This is a genomic window from Novacetimonas pomaceti (genome assembly GCF_003207955.1).
GTDB classification, from domain to species: Bacteria; Pseudomonadota; Alphaproteobacteria; order Acetobacterales; family Acetobacteraceae; genus Novacetimonas; species Novacetimonas pomaceti.
This window is the reverse complement of the sequence record NZ_NOXG01000001.1, coordinates 42593-59531: the sequence shown is the minus strand read 5'-3', so window position 1 is coordinate 59531 and position 16939 is coordinate 42593. Positions and strand designations below refer to the sequence as shown.

The window sequence follows — 16939 nt, the reverse complement described above, 5'->3', positions numbered from 1 at the left end:
GAAGACAGGCACGGACACAAAAGACATACAAAAGACGAGGACAGTGAATGTCAGCACGCCGAACCCTGCTGCGATCCCTTTGCGCAGGCGCCATGATGGTCACGACGTCGCAGCTTGTCGCCAGTAATGCGGCGCTGGCGTGGGATTCCGTATCGCCAAACTGCGACAATCGCCGCTTTCTCGAGGATCAGGCCCGGTTCGAGAACGAGGAACGCCACACCCGCCATACCGACCTGCCGGAACATGTCTGTGGCCGGGTGATCGCCGTATCAAGGGCGCGACGGACACGCAGTGGCTGGCACGGATATTTCTATGTCGATGTCGGATCGGACATCTCGATCCGCATCGTCTCCGACCTTGACCAGATGAACGCGCCCCAATGGCCATGGGTGGCAAAGGGCGATCAGGTGGATGTCGTCGGCCGCTATTACTTTGACAACCTGCGCAGCCAGGGGATCGACTGGACGCATCACGGCACGGGACGGAGCTGGCACATCCCCGGATATGTCATCGTCAATGGACGCCAGTACCAGTAAGGGGCTTTTGCGGACAAGAAACCGCTTCAGAATAACTGCTGATAAAGACGGTAAAAGTTTTCGGGTGTCGCCTTTTTCCAAAAATGCGACGTCTTTCGAAGCTTTTTGAAAAAAGCTTCACCAAAAACTTCCTGTCCCCTTCATCAGGCTGACCGCTGGTGGTGCAGGCCCATCACCAGCGAAAGGACGGAATGCAGGCCGCGGGGTCCAGTCCCGCGCCACGGGCTTCCTCCACCGCCAGGGCATAATCGGCATCCCTGTCCTTTTCCCAGCTTCCGCCCAGCATTTCCTGATGGATGCCGCCAAGGACCCAGCACCCGTCGACACCTGCGCCCTTTGCACCGCGCATGTCGGTGGCAAGGGAATCCCCCACCGCGAGAATGCGCGACAGGGGCAGGTCCATCATCCGTGCCACCCGTTCATAAACCTCCGGATGGGGCTTGCCGATCCAGCGCACTTCCCCGCCGTGGCTTTCCTCGTACCGGCTGGCCAGCGCCCCCGCGCACAGCAGGCGACGGCTGCCACGGATGACCTGCTGATCGGGATTGGCGCAGATCATCTTCAGCCTGTGCGCCGCGCATTCCTGCAGGACAGGCAGGTAGGGCGTGATGTCTTCTTCCCCACGGTCGGAGTCCGGCCCGGTATTGAGGACGAAATCCGCCTGCGCCGCGTCCTCCACCACATCAAGGTCCAGCCCGGTGAAAAGGTCCACATCCTTTTTCGGGCCAAGATGCAGCATCCGCCGTCCCAGTCCCGCGAACCATGGATCGGTGCGGGCCTGCAGCATCAGGCGGGTGCATTCCCCGCTGGTCATCAGACCTTCATACAGGTCGTCGGTCACGCCCATGGCCCGCAGCCCCTTGCGCACCGTCACGGCCCGGCGCGGCGCGTTCGACAGCAGGATGACCCGCTTTCCCGCCTGTTTCAGGTGGCGCAGGCAGTCCAGGGAACCGGGATAGGGGGCCACGCCATTATGGATGACGCCCCACAGATCCACGATATACCCGTCGTAATCCCCCGAAAGGGGGCCAATTCCCGTGCTTTCCTTCATGCCAGGGCGGTTCCTTTCGCATCGGACAGCGTCTCGAACCCCTGCTGGCGCAGTTCCTTCAGCGTCTCGCGCTTCAGGCGCGGCAGGATCGACGGCCCTTCATAGGCATAGGCGGTATAAAGCTGCACCAGGTCGGCACCCATGCGCACGCGCTCCACGATGTCGGCCCCGCTTTCGATGCCGCCACACGCCACCAGCGTCAGCCGCCTCTGCGCCGCGCGCGACACATGCGCCAGCGTATCGCACGCCATCGGCGTCAGCGGACGTCCCGACAGGCCGCCGCTTTCGTTGGCATAGGCGCTACGCAGGCTGCGGGGACGCGAAATGGTGGTGTTGGTCACGATCAGGCCCTGCGCACCGCCCGCGATCACGGCCTCGACCACGGCGGGGATGTCATCGCGGGCCATGTCGGGCGACAGCTTGACCAGCAGCGGCGGCCGTTCGGGATGCGCGGCCGCGATCGCATCAAGGATGGATTTCAGGCGCGAGGCCTCCAGCAGGTCACGCAGGCCTGGCGTGTTGGGGGAGGACAGGTTGATGACGATGTAATCGACGTAATGCTTGATGCGGCCGACCAGCATGGGATAGTCGCGTTCGGGGTCGGCGCCGGTCTTGTTGATGCCAAGGTTGGCGCCCACGGGCACGCGCGCGCCGAAATTGCGGCCCGACGGGCTAACGCGCTGCAGGCGTGCCAGACGCACGGCGAAACGGTCGATCCCCTGATTGTTGAACCCCATGCGATTGATGATCGCCCTGTCCTCGTTCAGGCGGAACAGGCGCGGGCGCGGGTTGCCCGGCTGCGGACGCGGCGTGACGGTCCCCGCCTCCACAAAGCCAAAGCCGGAGCGCGCCAGCGGACGCACCACCAGCGCGTTCTTGTCAAAGCCCGCGGCAATGCCGATCGGGTTGGGAAACCGCAGCCCCATGGCGCGAACCGACAGGGCGGGATCGTCCCGGGCAGGATCGGACACGCCTCCCAGTCCCAGTTGCAGGGCATTGAGGGCAAGCTGATGGGCGTCCTCGGGATCAAGACGCCGGATCAGGGGCATCATCGTGCGCGACAGAATATTCATGACGGGATTCTTGCCGCAATTCACGCCAAAGGGAAAGAGTTAGAGACTGTCTGAAAACAACCCGTTGATAAAAAATAACAAAAGTTTTGAGGGTGCCGCCTTTTTTCGAAAATGCGACGTTCTTCGAAGCTTTCTGGGAAAAGATTCGCCAAAAACTTTTATGATTTCAGTATGTTATTATGTCTGCCGTTTCAAACGGACATACGGGCGCCGTCTTTGCGATGTGCCTATTTCACATGCAGCGCGTCCACGGCGTCGGGGGGATCGGCGGGAAAGCGGATCAGGTAATACGGGGGCACCCGCAGGTCATGCCCGCCATTCAGCCCGCCAAGGCGGTTCCATTGCCCCAGCGTGCAATAGACATCATTGCCATCGACAAAAATCCCGTCCGGGGACAGGACACGCGGGTCGCGCACCATGGTGTCGAAAGACCCGTCCACATTGCGGCGGAAAATGGCGTCATGTTCGAAATTGGTGGTGTAAATGCGTCCCTGCCCGTCTGTGGCCAGTCCATCGGCCACGCCCTTTTCGCCCTCATCACGCACGGCCTGCGCCAGTTGCGCCTCCGTCGTGGAAAAATCCGACAGCACGGCGGTCGGGATGCTGTACAGGCGCCGACTGGTCAGGGGACAGAAATACAGCGTGCGGCTGTCGGGCGATAGGGTGATCCCATCTATCCCACCCCAGACAAAGCCCGGCTTGTGCCGGGGGGGATCGAAAACCAGCGGCCGTCCCTCCACCACCGCCATGAACCCGCGTTCCGCCTGGGCGGCGGGATGGGTCGCCAGCACCCGGCGCTGCCGGCCGGTGGCGATATCGACCACCACAAGCGCGGGCGACAGGCCGAACGATGAATCCGTGACATAGACGGTGCCCGCCGCCCCGTGCGTCAGGTCCACGCGCAGGTCGTTCATGTGGCTGTCCGGCAGGACGATGCCGGGACGCAGCACGATATTGGCAAAGATGGTGTTTTTTTCGGGATCAATGCCGATCACCTTCGCCGCGCCGGGGGCCAGCGGTTGTCCCGCCAGCTTGCCGTCATCAATGCACCACAACCGCCCGCGCGTATCGGTCGTCATGCCGTGCACCGACATCAGGCGCTGCTGCGGGGACCGGTCCGAGGGCATGCTCCATTGCGCATCGGGATAGGCATGCAGCCCGTCGGCGCGCAGTTCGGCAAGCGTCGCGCCGGCGTGGTTGATGGCATGGCGGGGAAAGCCGACAAAGATCCGCCGTCCCGGCGTGACCGCGATGCCGGACGGGCCGGGACCATCGAAACGGGCAACGATTTCAAACGGCCCCGCGGAATTGAGGCCATAATCGCGGTTCATCCTGCCCGTGGCGGCCGGCGCGGCGCGGGATGCCTGCCCCCCGCCCGCCATGGCAAGGGCCGCGACCCCCACGGGAACCGCAGCACCCAGCAATGAACGACGTTTCATGACCGTACCCTCCCTTATCGCCCACAGTGAAGAAGCATGACGGGATGGACAACCATTCCGTGGCCGCCAGATCGCCCGCCATTCCTTCACATTCAGTTCATTGGCTGACGCGCGGAAGATGCCGCGCCCTCCTGCCCCTGCGTGGATGCCTGCGTCGAACGGCGCACCGCCGCCACGTCCGACGCGCTGACGGGCTGCGCCGCGTTGCCCCATGACTGCCGGATGAAGCTCACCACATCGGCCACCGCCTGGTCATCCATCCGCGCGGCAAAGCCGGGCATGACGAAGGAAGACGGCGCCTGATGGGTGGCGTGCAGCACGCTGCCGGTCAGCACGATACGGATTAGCGACGTGGCGGAGGCATCCATGACCACCGGATTGCCCGCAAGCGGGGGGAAGGTCGTGGGATATCCATGCCCGTCGGTGCGGTGACAGGCGGCGCAGTTATCGACATAGGCCCGCGCGCCGCGCGCCGACAGGTCCCCCGCATGCAGGGCGCGGCCGGTCGCCGCGTCATACCGCCACGTCGCCTGCTCCGCCTGCGCGGGGGGCAGGGATTTCAGGTAATGGGCGATCGCACGCAGGTCCTCTTCCGTCATGTGCTGCGTCCCGTGCCTGATGGCGTCGGTCATGCCGCCAAACGCCGCCGCATGCGTCACGCGCCCGGTGCGCAGGAAGGTGACGATGTCATCCTCGCTCCACCGGCCCAGCCCGACGCGCGCCTCCCCCCGCAGGCTGACGGGGTTCCAGCCGTCAACCGCGCCGCCGCCCGACAGGAACAGCGGCCCGTCCGCCGCCGTCAGGGCCTTTTCCTGCATCGCGATGCCACGCGGCGTATGGCACGCCCCGCAATGGCCCGGCCCTTCCACCAGGTACGCCCCGCGCGCCAGCTGCGGATCGGCAAAAGCACGCCGGACCTGCTGTCCTGCCTGATCCCGCGACGGGACGAACATCATCCGCCATGCCACCAGCGGCCAGCGCATCGAAAGCGGCCATACGATGTCATTGGGGGCGACCGGTGTCGCGACCGGTGCGACGCCCTTCATGAAATAGACATACAGCGCATGGACATCCGCGTCCGTCATGCGCGCATAGGACGGATAGGGCATGGCGGGATACAGCGTCGCCCCGTCGCGCCGGATGCCCTGACGCACCGCGCGGGCGAATTCCGCCTCGCTATATCCGCCGATGCCTGCCTTCGGGTCGGGTGTTATGTTGGTGGAACGGATCGTGCCCATCGGCAGGTGGAACGCCAGCCCGCCGGAAAAGGGCGCATGCCCCGGCAGGGTATGGCACGCGCCGCAATCGGCGGCATGGGCGACATATTCCCCCGCCACGATTTCCGCCCGTTCGTCGCGTGCCGGTTCGGCGCAGGCCGCATGCAGCCCCCACCCGGAAAGCCCGGCAAGCAGGGCGATGACGTGCCCCCCCCTCACAGGGACACCAGCGGGCCGGGATTTTTCAGATAGGTCTGGCGGATATGATATGCCGACCAGTAGGCAAGGGCCGCGACCATCCCGGTCGGGTTATAGCCCGTCCCCTGCGGAAAGGCGTTCGCGCCAATGACGAAGACGTTGGGCACGTCCCATGCCTGCAGATAGCGGTTCAGCGCGCTGGTGGCGGGATCGGTGCCCATTACCGCGCCCCCGCCAAGATGGGTTGTCTGGTATTTGCGCGTGTCGAACGGCACGCCGAATTCCCGCCTTGTCAGCTGCACCTGCCGCGCGTCCATGGCGCGCGCGACTTCCCCGATGCGATCGACGACGTAACGGTTCATCCGGATATCGTTGTCCTTCCAGTCAAACGTCATGCGCAGGAGCGGCAGGCCATAGGCATCCTTCCATGTCGGGTCGAGATCGAGGAAGACATCGCGGTAGGCCATGTTCGCCCCATGCGCGTCGATGCGCAGGGAATGGCGATAGGTATCGACCAGCCCCTTCTTCCACGCGCTGCCCCAGCGTGGCGTGCCGGGCGGGCCACCCGCCTGCGCGGCGGCGATGGCCTTGACCCCCGCCTGGTTCACCCAGACCGGCGATCCCCCGACAAAGCCCAGAGGCCCATGATCGAAATTCTCGCTGTTGAAATCATCAAAGGCGACGCCCCCGCCACCTGTCCCGATGAACTGTTCGGTCTCGATGTTCCTGTTAAGCCAGACAAAGCTTGTCGTGACGTTCTGATAGACGAAGTTCCGTCCCACCACCCCTTCGTTCGCGACAGGATCATAAGGTTTGCCAATGCCCGACAGCAGCATCAGCCGGACATTGTGGAACTGGAACGCGCTGATGATCACCAGTTCGGCGGGCTGCGTCCAGGTCCGTCCCTCCCGGTCCACATAGGTCACGCCGGTGGCGCGGGTTTTCGTGCTGTCCATTTCAACGCGCAGCACATGGGCATGCGTGCGCAGTTCAAACAGCGGGTCGCGCCGCAGGACCGGCAGGATGTTCACGTTCGGCGATGCCTTGGAATACATGTAACAGGCATAACCGCTGCAATATCCACAGAAATTGCAAGGCCCCATCTGAGCGCCGTACGGGTTGGTATACTGGGCCGACGCATTGGCCGCGGGCATGGAATAGGGATGGAATCCCGCCTCTGTCGCGGCCTTGCGGAACAGATGCGCGGTATGGACGTCCTTGAGCGCGGGCAGCGGAAACGGCTGCGAACGTGACGGGGAAAAGACATTTCCCTTTCCCACGACCTGACCGTTGATCATGTAAGGTTCGCCCGACGTGCCGAACACCTTTTCCGCGCGGTCGAAAAACGGTTCGAGTTCGTCATAGGTGACGCCGTAATCCTGAAGGTTCATGCCTTCGGGAATAAAGGATTTTCCATATCGCTCGATCACCTTCGAACGCAGGATCAGGTCGTCGGGGGGCATGCGGAAATGCACGCCGGACCAGTGCAGGCCCGCGCCGCCCACGCCCTCGCCCGGCAGGAACGCCGCCATGCGCCGGTACGGCAGCGCGCGCTGGCGCATGTTGTTCCTGATTGTAACGGTACTTTTTGAAAGGTCCTGGAACAGGCGGTAACGATAGTTACCCTCCAGCTCGTCAATGGAACCGGGATAGGCGCCCTCGACGGCGGTGCTGCGGTCGGGACCGCGTTCCAGCATGACAACCTTCTGTCCCGCCTCGGTCATTTCCTTGGCCATGATCGAACCGGCCCAGCCACCACCGATGACGACGACATCAACGGGTTTCAGTCGCGTTGCGTCCATGTCAGGCGGTTTCCCCGGAAATTGAAACACTGCCCAGCGGGTACGCAACCCCGTACTGATCCACCCAGTCCATGAAATCGGCCCGCGCGCCGGGAAAGCCGATCATGGTCCATGACTTCAGCCCGATATTGCCGCCATGCACGGGATCGGCAAACGCACCTTCCATTGTATTGGACAGCAACTGTTCAAAAAACATATCCGACGGGATATCGTCGAACGCCATTTCCCCCTTTTCCATCATCGTCAGGACTTCGTCCTGGCGCGCGGCGGGCAGGTTCGCGAAATCCGATCCTTCGTGTTGCAGGCACCATGCATTGGCACCGGCGATCCCCCGGCGATAAAGTTCGCACGGCGCATGAGGCAACTGGTATCCAAGGTTGGCCGGCCCCGCGACGAACGGTTCATGCATGTACCACAACTGTCCCCGGCCATAGGGCGTATCCATCTGCAGGTCGATGAAACGCGGCACGCCAAGCGCGACCGCGTCAGGCCCCAGCGCATCCCCGGGGATCAGGCGCGCACATGCCGCGTTCAGGAATTTCCATTCGGCATCATTGAAAAACACGGGCGCATGGGGCGGGGTCGATGGGGCCGCGTGCCCACGCGCCACAACCCCAGGCGTCGCAACAAGGGCCGAGGCACCCGCCATTACCTGCATGAACGTGCGACGGGAGGGGACTGCATGCGATCTGCTCATCGGGATGTCATGTCTCCATCATTACAATGCGTAATGGCATTACCCGGGCCATGGCGTCCTGCCGCCTGCCCGGGTGCGGGCCGGTAGGTGATTTTTACCATCCTGAACCACCTGTCCCGAAAATGAAACGACCCGCCACGAAGGCGGGTCGCATCAATGGGCGGGGCGGGACCGCGCGCGGGCTTTCCCTGACGGGATCGCACGCCCACGAAACATGCCCCGGCATGGGGCCGTATTACTTGTCCTTGCGCTGCGCGGCCAGGCGGTCCAGACGCGCCTGCTTGCGCAGGGCACGCGCCTCACGCCACGCTTCCACGGCGGAACGCTTTACTTTCGGCGCACGCTCCGCAGCCTTGGCGGGCGTGGCTTTTTTGGGGGATGTCCGGGCCGACGCCGCCCTGGCCTTCGCTGGCTTGCGCGCCGGGACCTCGACCTTGTTCACTTCTTCGGCAACGGCCTTCTTGCGGCGCGCGGTCGCGCGAACACGCACGGGGGCGGGGGATGCTTCTTCCACCGGCCTGTCCGCCACGGGCTTTTTCGCGCGCGTCGCGCGCTTGCGCGCCGGGGCCTCGACAACCTCTTCGACCTTGGCCTTTGCCTTGCGGGCACGACGCGCCGAGGCCTTTGCCTCGACAACTTCCTTCACCGGCTCCGGTGCCGCGGCGGCACGGCGCTTGCGGGTCTTCCGGGCGGGGGTGGGGGCAGGCTCTTCAACGGGTTCCGGCGCTACGGCCGCCGCGCGACGGCGACGCGTCTTCACCGGGGCTGACACTTCCGCCACCGGGGCCGGGGCGGCGGCACGCTTGCGGCGCGTGGCGGCTTTCTTTTCCACGGGTGGTTCCGCGACCGGTTCCGCAGCGGCCTTGCGACGTCCCCTGCGCGCCGGCGCGGGGGCGACTTCCACCACGTCCTCGACCAGTTCGATCCGGACCGGGTCGACCTTCACCGGGGTTTCGGATTTCTTCGCGCGCGTCACGCGTTTTTTCGAAGTCGTGGCTTTCTTTTCCACTTTTGCCACGGGCGCTTCAGCCTCTTCCACGGCTGCGGCGCGCCTGCGCGATGCTGTGGCGCCACGGGCCGGTGCCTTGCCGGTTTCCGCCGCGCGCCGTCCCTTGCGAACGGTTGCCTTTTTGTTGTCTGCCATACACTCCACCCTCAAATAAATGTATGTATCCCATCATCAACCCGGCGCATGACATCGCAATCGGCACTGCCCGCGCCGTTCCCGACGGGATGCAGGCAGACCGCCCGACGATGGCCTCCATCGCTGACTACCTGCTGTTGGGCTGGCATTACAAAACACGCAACTGGGACATTATGGATATACCACGATATTCCTTCATTTCGACGCGAAACCTGACAATGTCAAGCGAATGTCGAATAAACTTGCGGTTTTTCTTAATATCAACCGTAACGATCCCGACCGCAAACGCGTGACATGACATCCGGCACAAGCAGAAAGCCATCATGATGTTTTAATATATATCGTTATATTTTCTACAGTTTTAAAAACATGACCCCACACATCCACCCATGCGCGCGACATGGCCGCCACACGCTGGCGTCAGACATGCCATGTGTACAGGTGGGGAGTTATTCATCCCCCGCCTTGACCCGACAGCTTCGGCGCAATATTGCGCGCCCATGAACATCCTGCCTTTCCTTGCCCGCAACGTGGCGACCACCTGCGTTGCCGCCGCGTGTGACGCCATCGCGGGATATCCGCAATGGCTGGTCCGCCAGATCGGCCATCCGGTGATGTGGACGGGATGGCTGACGGATGTTCTGGACCGCCGGATGAACCACGACACGGATTGCGATCGTTCAAGGCACAGAAAGGGATTTTTCGCAGCATTCGTTATCGCGACGGTTCCATGCGGCTGCGTTGCGCTGCTGCAGAGCGCGGCGTCACGTCGCCTTGCGCCGCCGTTCGCGCTCCTTGCTGGCGGCATCGCGGCCAGTTCGCTCAGCGCGCAACGTTCGTTATGGGAACATGTCCATGCGGTCAGCACTGCCGCGCGGGACGGGCTGCCGCAGGCGCGCGACGCGGTTTCGCACATCGTCGGACGCGATCCGGCGCAGCTTGACGAAGCCGGGGTGATGCGCGCGGCCATGGAAACCCTGGCGGAAAATTTTTCGGACGGCGTTGTCGCCCCCCTGCTGTGGATGGTCATCGGGGGACCGGCGGGGGCCGCATTTTACAAATCGGTCAATACGGCCGACAGCATGATCGGCCATCGCACCCCGCGCCACGACCGTTTCGGCCATGCCGCCGCCCGTCTGGATGACCTTGTCAACCTGCCCGCCTCCCGCCTGTCCGCGCTGTGGATCATCCTTGCGGCCGTGACGATGCCCGGCATGGATGCACGCGGGGCTTGGCGCATCGTGCGGCGTGACGCGCGGCGCCACCGCTCCCCCAACGCGGGATGGCCCGAGGCCGCGATGGCAGGTGCGCTGGGGGTGCGGCTGTCGGGGCCGCGTTCCTATCACGGGGTCGTATCGCATGAACCATGGGTGGGCGATGGCAGCGCCCGCGTGACGCCGCGCGACCTTGAACGCGCGCTGGCCCTCTATCACCGCGCCTGCATGGTGCAGGGCGTGGTCCTGATCACGCTGGCCCTCATGACGCGGCGCGCGTGGCGCAAGGGCAAAAACCCGTCATGAGGGGCTGACCGGCCGCGCCAGTTCCAGCAGGGCGTCAATATCGACATGGCGTTCCAGATGGTCCGCCAGCGTATCGAGCGCCTCCTCCACCGTGCCGTCATGGTCGCGCCCGTCCGATCCCGCGCCCAGTCGCGCCAGCAGGCACCGCCGCGCCGCGCCATCGCCCAGCAGACCGTGCACGTATGTCCCCCACACGCGTCCCGAGCGCGTCATCGCGCCATCGGCATGGGTATGCAGGTCGATCATGGGCCGCATCACGTGATCCGGCCCGTCGGTCACGCCCATATGCATCTCGTATCCCCGCACCCGCGCGCCTTCGGGCAACAGTTTCCCCGAAACGTTTTCCAGCCGCTTTTCCCCCGACAGGACCGTTTCGACATCCAGCAGCCCGAGCCCGGCAACCCGTCCGGGCGTCCCTTCCACCCCATGCGGGTCGGCCACAGACCGTCCCAGCATCTGGTAGCCACCACAGATCCCCAGAACATGTCCCCCGCGCCGGACATGGGCGTGCAGGTCGATGTCCCATCCTTCCCGCCGCAGGGCGGCCAGATCGGCAACTGTCGCCTTGGACCCCGGCAGGATCACAAGGTCACACGGGGGCAGCGGCTGCCCGCGCGCCACGATCGTCAGGGCGATGTCCGCTTCGGCACGCAGGGGGTCGAGGTCATCGAAATTGGCGATCATCGGCAGCCACGGCACCGCCACGTGCACCCTGCCATTTCCCCCGCGCCCCGCATGCAGGTCGGCCGCGTCCTCCGCCGGCAGGTCGCGCACCTGTTCCAGAAACGGCACCAGCCCCAGCGGTCGCCAGCCCGTATGCTCCGCGATCGCCGTCATGCCCGCGGCGAACAGGGACGGATCCCCCCGCATGCGGTTGACGATGAAACCACGTATCCGCGCGGCGTCCCGCGCCGGCAGCACCGCGCGCGTGCCCACAAGGCTTGCGATCACCCCGCCCCGGTCGATGTCGCCAACCATGACGACATCCACGTCCGCCGCCTGCGCGAAGCCCATGTTCGCGATGTCATTATCCCTCAGGTTGACCTCCGACGCGGAGCCCGCCCCTTCGACAAGCACGAGATCACATTCACCGGCCAGCCTGCCAAAGGAAGACAGCACCACGGGCATCAGGTCACGCCGGAAGGATGTGAAATCGCGGGAATGGACCTGCTGTCGCACCTGTCCGCGCACCACAAGCTGCGATCCCGTCATGCCCTGGGGCTTCAGCAGGACAGGATTCATGTCCACGTCGGGCGTCACGCCACAGGCCCGCGCCTGCAATGCCTGGGCGCGTCCGATTTCCCCACCGCCGGGGGTGACGGCGGCATTGTTGGACATGTTCTGCGGCTTGAACGGACGCACGCGCAGGCCCCGGCGCACGCAGGCCCGCGCAAGCCCCGCGACAAGGACCGATTTCCCGACGCTCGACCCCGTTCCCTGCAGCATCAGCGCACGCGCCATCAGGCTCCCTTTCCCATCCGCGCCGGCACGCCATCGCGGAAATAATATATAGCCAGCGTCATTTCCGGCATCAGAGCCGCCCGCCTTCCGCCGTGACGGCGGATCCCGAGGAACGGGTCATTTCATCTCCATCGGCAGGCCAGCCACCATGAACACCACGCGCCCCGCCTCCCGCGCGATGGCCTGATGCAGCAGTCCCGCCTCGTCACGGAAACGACGCGCCAGCGCGTTGTCGGGCACGATGCCAAGCCCCACCTCGTTCCCCACCAGCACGGTGGGACCGGCCCTGCGGCGCAGCGCCGACAGCAGCCCCCCGGTCGCGGCCGCGACATCATGCCCGTCAAGCAGGAGGTTCGTCAGCCACAGCGTCAGGCAGTCCACCAGCACCGGCCGCGCGCCCGCGCCGTCAAGGACGGGCGCGATATCCACCGGCTCCTCCACCGTGTGCCAGCCCGGCAGGCGGGTGGCGCGGTGGTGGGCCACCCGGTCCCGCATTTCCGCGTCATGGATGCGGGCGGTCGCGACATAGGTCCATGGCGCGGGCCATATCCCGACAACCCGTTCCGCGAAGCTGCTTTTTCCCGAACGCGCACCCCCCAGCACCAGCACGGTCCCGGCCATGCCGATCGCCGCGTCCGCCGCTTCAGCCGAAGCCTGCATTTGCCCCTCCCCACCTTGCATCGCGCGGCATAAGACCACACAAATGCGATCATGCCATCCCGTGAATCCCGCGCTGCCACGGCAGCATCCCTTCCGCAGCGCCTGACCTCGATGGCGCAGCTGCGTGCCGCGTGCATCGACCTGCCGGACGCTGACAGCAGCGTCGATGCCCCCATCGCGGAGCGCGAGCGCACGCTGACCAAACCTGCCGGCAGTCTTGGGCGGCTGGAACGCCTGACCGCGTGGCTGGGACGGTGGCAGGGCCGCGTAAGCCCGCGCCTGGAGCACGTGCGCATCATCGTCTTCGCGGGCAACCATGGCGTCGTGGCGCGCGGGGTGTCGCCCTGGCCCGCCAGCGTCACGGCCCGGATGGTGGAGAATTTCAACGCGGGCGGCGCCGCGATCAACCAGATTGCACGGGTCGGCGGCGCGCAACTGCGGGTCGTGCCGCTGATGGGGCTGCGGCCCACCGCCGATTTCACCCGCGCGCCCGCCATGACGGAAGCGGCGTTCCTTGAGGCGGTCACGGCGGGGATGGAGGCCGTGGACGAAGACACCGACCTGCTGTGCCTGGGCGAAATGGGGATCGGCAACACGACGGCGGCCTCCGCCATCGCGGCGGGGCTTCTGGGCGGGCACGGGGCGCAGTGGGCGGGACGCGGCACCGGGCTGGACAAGGCCGGGGTGGTGCACAAGGGCAGCGTGATCGACCAGGCGCTGGCCCTGCATGAAGGCATGCTGGACGATCCCCTGCTGGTGGCGCAGGCGATGGGCGGCCATGAACTGGCGGCGATCATGGGCGCGGTCCTTGCCGCGCGGTGGCGCGGCATCCCGGTCGTGCTGGACGGTTTCGTCTGCACCGCCGCCGCCGCCCCCCTTGCGCGCATGCATCGCCACGGGCTGGACCATACCGTGCTGTCGCACTGTTCCGCAGAAAGCGGCCATGCGGTGCTGGCGCGCGCGCTGGGCCTGTCGCCGCTGCTGGATTTCGGACTGCGCCTGGGCGAGGCCTCGGGCGCGGCACTGGTCATTCCCCTGCTGCGCAGCGCCGTGGCCTGTCATAACGGCATGGCGACCTTTGACCAGACACGGATCAGCAGCCGTTCATGACCCGCCTGCTGGCATGCCTGCGCGCGGACATCGTCTGTGGGGTGGGGCTGCTGACGCGGATGCCGGTGGGATGGCTGGCGCGTGACGGCCTGCCCTATGACATGACGCGCTGCGTATGGACGTGGCCCGTCGTCGGGGCCCTGTGCGGCGTGGCGGGCGCGATGGTGTTCATGGTGCTGATGCGGCTTGGCATTTCGCCCCTGCCGTGCGCCGCAGCAGGCGTCGCGGCGCAGGTCCTGCTGACGGGCGGCCTGCATGAAGACGGACTGGCGGACATGGCGGACGGGTTTGGCGGCGGCGCGACCCGCGCGCGCAAGCTGGAGATCATGCGCGACAGCCGCATCGGCAGTTACGGCATGATGGCGCTGGCGCTGGCGCTCATGGCCCGCGTCGGGGCGATCGGCGGGATTTCCCCCGCGCTGGCGCTGGTGGTGCTGCCGGTCGCGGGCGCGCTGGCACGCACGGCGATGGTGGTCATGCTCGCCCGCCTGCCCCCGGCCCGCGCGGACGGGATCGCCAGCGGCATGGCGCGCGTTCCGGCGGCAGCGTTGGCGGCGTGCCTGCTGCTTGCGGCGGCACTGTCATGGTGGATGCTGGGCGCATGGCGCGCGGCGGGCGCGATGGTTGTCACGGCGATGGTCGCGGGCGCGGTGATCCGTCTGGCCCGGCGACAGATCGGTGGACAGACGGGCGATATGCTGGGCGCGGGCGCATGCCTTGCGGAATGCGCGCTCCTGATGGCGGTGCCCGCCTTTTCCTAAGCCGGGGGGCAGCCGTTGTGACCAGCATGCGCCAGCCGGGGCTGCATGACGTGGACGGAGCCCATGGGCGGCGCATCCCCCGGCAGCGTCGCCACCCCGCCACGCGCCAGCGCGCGCAGCAGGCGCAGCGGGCCGCCATGCGTCACGACCGCGCAGGAACGGCGCTGCCGCACGACATCATCCCAGAATTCCGCCACGCGGGCCCGCAGGGCGCGGGCGTTTTCGCCATCGGGGAACGTATATCCCTCGACATCGCGCGCCCATGCGTCAAGGACGGTGCGCGGCACGTCGCGCCACAGCATGCCCTCCCACCTGCCGAAATCAAGTTCGTGAAGGCGCCCGTCAATACGGATTTCCAGTCCCAGCGCCGTCGCGATGCGTTGCGCCACCACGCGGCAGCGTGTGGCGGGAGAGGAAAATATGACCTCGCACCCGATGCCGCGCATGACGGCCTTCATCCCGTCGGCCACCTGTTCCCACCCGGCCTCCAGCATCATGTCGGCGCGTCCGTAACAGCGTCCCAGCGCGTCGCGGACCGCGGGATGCCGCGCAAACGCCACCAGAAATTGATTGTCCATGCACCCCTGTCCCGATACCGCCCCCAGAAAACGGGCCCCAAGTTCCGACAGGAACGTCCGCCGCGCCATACCGGCGGGCATGGGGCAGATATCCGGTGGACACATGCCCGCCCGCGAATATCCCCCATACTGCCGGATGGCGGGCGGGGGCCGCTGCGCACTCGCTTAAATGTTATATGCGCGACAGGCGGCCCGCCCCTGACAAACGGCCCTTATGGCTGCTTTACAGATATGGATATCTTCTGCATATCTGCGTTGTTTTCATACAAATCGCCAAAAATCATCTATATGCTGGCCATCGTCTCCACGTGATGGATGGGGCAAGACGGAGAAAAACATGCGGGTATGGGCATACGCCTGTCTGCTTCTGTGCCTGCCTGTCCATGCTCAGGCCGGCAGCATATACAAGGTGAAGCACCCCACCGTGGCGTGCGGTGATGATGCTGCCATCAAGAGCCTGAATGACCGCACCAATCCGCACCAGAACGATCCGCAATGGCGACGCACCACCATGTCGCAGGGCCAGTGCTATGCCGTGACGCCGGACATGCGATGGGAAAAGATCGCAAACCGCAACGGCCTCCCCCTCCTGCGGCACAGCCCGCCCGTGCCGGGCATGCCGCCACTGTATTTCATGACGGCCGACATTGCCGACCTCAGCCCGCCGCCCGCCAGCAGGACGGCGGACGCCCCTGCCGCCCCGCCACGCGCCGCGCCGGATGCAACGACAGGCGCGGATGCCGCAACCGGCGCGACCACGCCCGCCGGACCGGCCGCCCCCGTACCCGACACACAGGAACAGCAGGGGCCGGTCATCATTGCCCGCACCGACCCGCCAGCGCCCACGGACCTGTTCTTCATGACCGGCGGCTTTCAGAAAGTGGGATCAATGCTGCTCTCCGCGTTGCTGATAATGGGGGCGGGATGGATCTTGGTGGTTCTTTATCGTGCGATCATGGCATTCGTGGGGCGACGTGCCGCCCTGCGACAGGCACGCGCGGTTGTCGAACGCAATGCCGGGCTGCTGATCCAGCGCCGCCTTCACGCGCATGAGGGACAGGCCGCCCACGGACAGTCCCCGGACCGGCAATGGCAGCGTGAGGTCAGCCGTTTCTGTCGCACCACCGTGATCCCCGCGCTGGCGCATGAACAGCGGGAACATTACTGGACGGACATCGAAAAAAAGGTGCATGCCAGCATCGACGCCGTATCAAGCCGGCCGGCACCGCCGCGTCCCGACCTGCGCCTGATCACGACAGCCGAACCGTATCGGCCGGGCATGAGCTGCGCCCAGTATGTCGCGTACTGCATGGAACTGCTGGAAAAAGCCGGGTGGGACGCCCGCCTGCCGGGAAATGTCGAACGTGCGGGCACGCTCATCTCCGCCAGCAAGGACAGCCTGTCGATGGTTGTGCAGTGCTGGACCGAACGCAGGCCGGTGGAAGAGGCGATCATCCACCAGTGCGTGGCGGCAAAGGCCGACCTGTCGGCACGCATCGCCGTCGTGGTCTCCGCGGCGCCCTATACCCAGCAGGCCATACAGGCGGGAAAAAGCAGCCGCGTCTTTGTCCTGCACCATGAAGAGCTCCAGAAATTCGCCTCCCAGGTCGAAGCGCCGCAGGTCGCCTGATCCCTGCCTCCCCTGCGTGACGGGGCCTGATGCCCTCCACCGGAGGTCGGTAACATTGACTT

General features: G+C 65.6%; 15 protein-coding genes. 5 read left to right on the top strand and 10 right to left on the bottom strand.

The window, feature by feature from the left end:
* Nucleotides 1-47: 47 nt before the first annotated feature.
* Entirely contained in the window at nt 48-536 is a 489-nt protein-coding gene (locus tag CFR71_RS00265) for a DUF3465 domain-containing protein (RefSeq protein ID WP_110525553.1), read from the top strand.
* 172 nt (nt 537-708) lie between these two features.
* Here CFR71_RS00265 and CFR71_RS00260 read toward each other — a convergent pair whose 3' ends face one another.
* From CFR71_RS00260 to CFR71_RS00230, 7 genes are all read right to left on the bottom strand, one after another.
* Nucleotides 709-1587 carry a TIGR01459 family HAD-type hydrolase gene (locus CFR71_RS00260; protein WP_110525550.1) on the bottom strand — a complete coding sequence of 293 codons (879 nt, stop codon included), beginning with the start codon at nt 1585-1587 and terminating at the stop codon, nt 709-711.
* Nucleotides 1584-2660, bottom strand: a complete 1077-nt coding sequence (locus tag CFR71_RS00255; RefSeq protein ID WP_110525547.1) for a quinone-dependent dihydroorotate dehydrogenase — start codon at nt 2658-2660, stop codon at nt 1584-1586. Before CFR71_RS00255 ends, CFR71_RS00260 begins: the two co-directional genes overlap by 4 nt.
* A 227-nt stretch (nt 2661-2887) precedes the next feature.
* On the bottom strand, nt 2888-4099 hold the full coding sequence (locus CFR71_RS00250) for an L-dopachrome tautomerase-related protein (RefSeq protein WP_110525545.1): 1212 nt from the start codon (nt 4097-4099) through the stop codon (nt 2888-2890).
* A 92-nt stretch (nt 4100-4191) separates the two neighbouring features.
* Nucleotides 4192-5535 carry a c-type cytochrome gene (locus CFR71_RS00245; protein WP_110525542.1) on the bottom strand — a complete coding sequence of 448 codons (1344 nt, stop codon included), beginning with the start codon at nt 5533-5535 and terminating at the stop codon, nt 4192-4194.
* Nucleotides 5532-7316, bottom strand: coding sequence for a GMC family oxidoreductase (locus CFR71_RS00240; RefSeq protein WP_110525539.1), 1785 nt, complete (start codon nt 7314-7316; stop codon nt 5532-5534). Before CFR71_RS00240 ends, CFR71_RS00245 begins: the two co-directional genes overlap by 4 nt.
* Nucleotide 7317: 1 nt before the next feature.
* Entirely contained in the window at nt 7318-8013 is a 696-nt protein-coding gene (locus tag CFR71_RS00235) for a gluconate 2-dehydrogenase subunit 3 family protein (protein ID WP_239020209.1), read from the bottom strand.
* Between the two features lie 235 nt (nt 8014-8248).
* Nucleotides 8249-9157 (bottom strand): hypothetical protein, encoded by a 909-nt coding sequence (locus CFR71_RS00230; protein WP_110525536.1) that lies wholly within the window; start codon nt 9155-9157, stop codon nt 8249-8251.
* 500 nt (nt 9158-9657) lie between these two features.
* On the opposite strand from CFR71_RS00230, the gene cbiB reads away from it, so the two are divergent.
* Nucleotides 9658-10677: an adenosylcobinamide-phosphate synthase CbiB gene (gene cbiB, locus CFR71_RS00225; protein WP_110525533.1), complete on the top strand. Its 1020-nt coding sequence runs from the start codon at nt 9658-9660 to the stop codon at nt 10675-10677.
* Here the strand turns inward: cbiB and CFR71_RS00220 are convergent.
* Together CFR71_RS00220 and cobU are read right to left on the bottom strand one after the other, a co-directional pair.
* Nucleotides 10672-12138, bottom strand: a complete 1467-nt coding sequence (locus tag CFR71_RS00220; RefSeq protein WP_110525530.1) for a cobyric acid synthase — start codon at nt 12136-12138, stop codon at nt 10672-10674. The genes cbiB and CFR71_RS00220 overlap by 6 nt on opposite strands.
* Nucleotides 12139-12255: 117 nt before the next feature.
* Nucleotides 12256-12798, bottom strand: a complete 543-nt coding sequence (cobU, locus tag CFR71_RS00215; RefSeq protein ID WP_165832007.1) for a bifunctional adenosylcobinamide kinase/adenosylcobinamide-phosphate guanylyltransferase — start codon at nt 12796-12798, stop codon at nt 12256-12258.
* Between the two features lie 51 nt (nt 12799-12849).
* On the opposite strand from cobU, the gene cobT reads away from it, so the two are divergent.
* Both cobT and cobS read left to right on the top strand, forming a co-directional pair.
* Nucleotides 12850-13908 (top strand): nicotinate-nucleotide--dimethylbenzimidazole phosphoribosyltransferase, encoded by a 1059-nt coding sequence (gene cobT / locus CFR71_RS00210; RefSeq protein ID WP_110525527.1) that lies wholly within the window; start codon nt 12850-12852, stop codon nt 13906-13908.
* Complete coding sequence (gene cobS / locus CFR71_RS00205) at nt 13905-14669, top strand: adenosylcobinamide-GDP ribazoletransferase (protein ID WP_110525524.1); 765 nt, start codon at nt 13905-13907, stop codon at nt 14667-14669. The genes cobT and cobS overlap by 4 nt, the downstream gene beginning before the upstream one ends.
* Here cobS and CFR71_RS00200 read toward each other — a convergent pair.
* Entirely contained in the window at nt 14666-15328 is a 663-nt protein-coding gene (locus tag CFR71_RS00200; RefSeq protein ID WP_165832006.1) for a histidine phosphatase family protein, read from the bottom strand. The genes cobS and CFR71_RS00200 overlap by 4 nt on opposite strands.
* A gap of 256 nt (nt 15329-15584) precedes the next feature.
* Between CFR71_RS00200 and CFR71_RS00195 the strand changes: the two genes are divergently transcribed.
* On the top strand, nt 15585-16877 hold the full coding sequence (locus tag CFR71_RS00195) for a restriction endonuclease (RefSeq protein WP_165832005.1): 1293 nt from the start codon (nt 15585-15587) through the stop codon (nt 16875-16877).
* Nucleotides 16878-16939 lie beyond the last annotated feature (62 nt).